Source organism: Pseudomonas sp. KCJK9058, from assembly GCF_046230975.1.
Classification (GTDB): domain Bacteria; phylum Pseudomonadota; class Gammaproteobacteria; order Pseudomonadales; family Pseudomonadaceae; genus Aquipseudomonas; species Aquipseudomonas alloputida.
The window spans coordinates 1-1,279 of sequence record NZ_JBJJLR010000108.1; the positions used below are offsets into that span (position 1 = coordinate 1).

Below are 1,279 nucleotides of genomic sequence, written 5' to 3' on the forward strand. Positions count from 1 at the left end.
CTCTTCGAGCAGGCGGGGTGTATCCTTCCAGCAAATAAAGACTGAAGCTAGCAACTTAGTCTTTAGTGCACAAGTTATATCAGACCGACCAGAGTTAATCATGCGCGCGCACCAATTACCAGGATATCTAAAACCAGGATGAATCGTCTGCCCTTCAGCACTCGGCACTGCTTGCCTAATAATTTCGGCGTGCTGCTACGCGGAATTTTTTCGCACCCCTGTAGACTTAAGATCAACAGATACAGAAAATATAAATCAGGCAAACACGAAAGCCTTAATCGTAACGATCAGATCATCCAGCGAAAGCACGTGCTCGTCCCGCCGATCTTTTATCAAAACATACACATCTGCACTAGGAGAAATAACCTCTACGACTTGGTCAGACCAGTTTGTAATCTCAATAAATCCGTCTGAAACGCCATTGATATTATCAATCGCTCTAAGCAGGTTTGACCACTGAAAATAGGCACCAGCCTCGTCAGTTCCACCGCCCGTTCTGGGATTATCAAAATAGACGCGCAGTTTAGGATGCTTTTCTCTATGCCAGTTCAGGACCGGAATGTAGTGCAAACGCAACTCCCTAAAATCCTCCACTGACTCGCGACCAGAAAACTCACACCTATAAATTGGCAGGCATAAAAACAGACTGCTTCTATCGATACCTTCTATGCCTTTCAAATACCCATGGTAGGTGGGTGGAACCACCATTACGTGCGTAAAGTTCGCCATCACGCCCTTGAGCTCTAATACCGTCGGGGCGAATAAACTTAAATTTGACGAGACGGAGCCTATAACATCAATCGCTAGCTGATCGACTAGCTCATCCTGACAAACCACAATCAAATCTTGGAACCCGGAAGACCTCAACCAATAACTATAAGTATAATCTCGCATTTTATCTTGAAAGAAATATATATCCTCAGGAAGTACCTCCACACTATCGTACTCTTCAAGCAAGTCATTTTTCGATATCATAAAATTCATCACCCTATTCGTAATTCGGCCCAACATTTTGCCGATATCTAAACCCAGAAGCGTGGTAGTCTGGTTCAGCGCATCGGTCACCACGACCAGGTGCTGGCCAACCCGTTGCTCCACACTAACAGACTTAATTAAATGCTTTGCTGGCCCCACTTAAAGGCAGCAGGACCAGAAGAACACACATATTGTTAAAGATTAAACTTGGATTTCGGTCTAAATATTGAAATGCTCTTTCACGTCTTTGTCGCCCATAGGGGAATAGGATGGGTAATCACACTTACTTCCTGCCAAAGAGGTC

At 44.6% G+C, this 1,279-nt stretch carries 1 protein-coding gene; it reads right to left on the reverse strand.

The window, feature by feature from the left end:
- Window positions 1-255 precede the first annotated feature (255 nt).
- On the reverse strand, window positions 256-1,065 hold the full coding sequence (locus ACK59Z_RS25780; RefSeq protein ID WP_409293983.1) for a hypothetical protein: 810 nt from the start codon (window positions 1,063-1,065) through the stop codon (window positions 256-258).
- Window positions 1,066-1,279 lie beyond the last annotated feature (214 nt).